Below are 1,823 nucleotides of genomic sequence, written 5' to 3' on the forward strand. Positions count from 1 at the left end.
TATTCATCAACGAGTGCCCACACAGATTGATAGGTTTAAATTGTTAAAGAGCTTTGCTTATCGAAACTTTCTTTTTACAAAGAAACCCTTGAAAGCGGACGTGAATTCTAGCGATTTAATCTTAAGTGTCAAACACTTTTTAAAATTAATTTCTTTCGAACTTTCCGTCTTACTGATTACTGCTGAAGCCTTGTGGCGTCTGCCGTGTCAGTGAGGCGGAATTATAGAGATCATCGAAAACATGGCAACCCCTTTTTTGGTAAAAATTCAAAAAAACTGTTTAAGTGTTTACTTTTACGTCAAAAGGCTCTTTCGTCGCTCAAAGCTCATACAATAACAGGCATATTCCTCAAAACTTTGTGATTAAATCTCTCGAAAAGGATTCTATATCTAACTCTATACCCCATTTTTTACTCAACTCTACGATGTTATCTAGAGAGTTCTGCACCGTCGTTATCGTCAATGTGTTGTTATCTAGGTCGTATACTTGTTTTTGTGTGGTGTAATAGAAGTACAGAATGACCAACGCATCTTGGTCACCTTGCTCAGCCTTCGCTTGAATTCGTTTTAGTTTTCGATAAATTTGATTGTGGATTTGTTTTAGGTTCCACACGTACATCGCTTCCTTGAAGTATTCATGTCCTTTTACACGACTCGCAATAAAAGCATTTAGCGCTACAGACAAGATCACTCCAAGCACGTTTAAATGGAAATTGCCCGTTGATTCACCAGCAATCGAATTTGTTGTGCCAAATAAGTCAATCAGTATGGTGCCGAATACGATAGCAAACACTGCCAGTGATCCAACTAAACCAACCAACAACAGGTTCATCTTCTTTCTATATTCTTCTTTATCTATTTTCTGTAACTTCATCGACTACTTCCTTCTGCAAGCCACCTAATAATTTGCGCATACTATCTATGTAAACAATCGGTCGCTTCAACCTTTACCATCTTGTAATGTGGTCATTCTCTATTTAATACGTTGAGTTCTTGAAGTTAGCGCTATAAGCAACTCTATTTGACTTCATTAATAGAAAAGAGTTACATACCGCCACAATTTTGGTTATTCATCAATTCATGTTGCTAAAGCTCGTTTCGCTTTATCACATACTGACAAGGTACATTCTATGCGTTCATTTGTATTACGCGCTCGCGCAGCCCCTACGGAGAGTAAACTTATCTTAGAAGGCGTTGGACAAGATGCTCATACTGAGATTCTGGCTCATACTTTGATGAACACGATCTTCGTTGCCCAGTCTCACCGCGAGAATGTCACCGTACACCTTGTATTAGAAAGTACTAAAGACTTTTCACGTACAATTACATTCGATTCTAATGAGATCACTAATATTGGTGGTTTCCATGAGTCGGCTTTGTTGTCGGCGGTAGTAAGAGCGGTTGACGCTTCCCAAGGTATGACTAAAGAACAGACGCGTCAGGTTGAACCGGGCATCACTGTTCGTACTATGAGTTTTGAAAAGCTGGTTAAAGAGCTAGCTGAAGACCATCAGCTGTACATGATGGATAAGAAAGGTGACTTTATCCGTGATGCAGAGATTGCTGAAAACCCATGTTTCCTTCTCACTGACCACATCCCTATGCCGAAGAAAAGCTACAACAGCTTAAAGCGTCTGGGAACAGAGAAAATCAGCTTAGGTCCAAACATGTTGTTCGCTTCTCAGTGTGTGGTGTTGATCAACAATGAGCTAGATATTCGCGGTTTTTAAGACGAAATACACAATCACTGTGAACAAAGCCCGGCTATTGAAGTGACCCCGTAAAGTTGGACATTTCTGTTAAGCGGCTTTCAAGGCCTGAGT

Annotated in this window: 3 protein-coding genes; 2 read left to right on the top strand and 1 reads right to left on the bottom strand. The window is 39.9% G+C overall.

Going from position 1 to position 1,823, the window contains the following annotated elements; all coding sequences use genetic code 11:
- Positions 1-214 (top strand): hypothetical protein (locus tag JC606_RS23510; protein ID WP_210474097.1); only part of this gene is annotated, 214 nt, incomplete at its 5' end.
- 135 nt (positions 215-349) lie between these two features.
- On the opposite strand, the gene JC606_RS23055 is transcribed toward JC606_RS23510, so the two are convergent.
- Entirely contained in the window at positions 350-874 is a 525-nt protein-coding gene (locus tag JC606_RS23055) for a DUF3087 family protein (RefSeq protein WP_198779530.1), read from the bottom strand.
- Positions 875-1,130: 256 nt separating this feature from the next.
- Here JC606_RS23055 and trmY point away from each other — a divergent pair, with 256 nt between their 5' ends.
- A complete protein-coding gene (gene trmY / locus JC606_RS23060) occupies positions 1,131-1,730 on the top strand; it encodes a tRNA (pseudouridine(54)-N(1))-methyltransferase TrmY (RefSeq protein WP_004733046.1) in 600 nt (199 codons plus the stop codon).
- Positions 1,731-1,823 lie beyond the last annotated feature (93 nt).

Source organism: Vibrio sp. IB15 (genome assembly GCF_016406055.1).
GTDB classification, from domain to species: domain Bacteria; phylum Pseudomonadota; class Gammaproteobacteria; order Enterobacterales; family Vibrionaceae; genus Vibrio; species Vibrio chagasii.

Coding starts and splice junctions, on each gene's coding strand:
- JC606_RS23055 (WP_198779530.1), bottom strand. CDS start 874: ATGAAGTTACAGAAAATAGATAAAGAAGAATATAGAAAGAAGATGAAC.
- trmY (WP_004733046.1), top strand. CDS start 1,131: ATGCGTTCATTTGTATTACGCGCTCGCGCAGCCCCTACGGAGAGTAAA.